Source organism: Bradyrhizobium sp. NBAIM08 (assembly GCF_020193935.1).
GTDB classification, from domain to species: Bacteria; Pseudomonadota; Alphaproteobacteria; order Rhizobiales; family Xanthobacteraceae; genus Bradyrhizobium; species Bradyrhizobium yuanmingense.
The window spans coordinates 1-426 of sequence record NZ_JADYVR010000614.1 but is presented as its reverse complement, the minus strand read 5'-3'; the positions used below and the strand labels follow the sequence as shown (position 1 = coordinate 426).

At 68.8% G+C, this 426-nt stretch carries 1 pseudogene; it reads right to left on the bottom strand.

Annotation, left to right across the window (positions count from 1 at the left end):
• A pseudogene (locus I6F37_RS41210) lies at nucleotides 1-426 on the bottom strand (CoA-binding protein); the annotation flags it as partial.

Below are 426 nucleotides of genomic sequence, written 5' to 3'. Positions count from 1 at the left end.
GGGTTGCCCGCCGCGCCGAAGGGCGGAATGAACTTGCGGAACGCCGCGTCGAGGTCCGCGGGCATGGGTTTGAGCAGCTTCAGGCCGTTGTCGACGCAGGCGTCGGACAGCAGCACACCCGAACCGCCGGCGCCGGTGATGATGACGATGTTCTCGCCCTTGGGCGTCGGCAGGATCGGCACGCCGCGTGCGAAGTCGAGCAGGTCGCGCAGCGACCTGGCGCGAATGACGCCCGACTGGCGCAGCACGTCGTCGTAGATCTTGTCGTTGCCGGCGAGCGCACCCGTGTGCGAGCTCGCCGCCGCCGCGCCTGCCGATGTGCGGCCGGCCTTGAGCATTATCACCGGCTTTTTCTTCGACACGCGCTTGGCGACCTCGGCGAAGGCGCGGCCGTCCTTCAGGTCCTCGCAATGCTGCGCGATCACC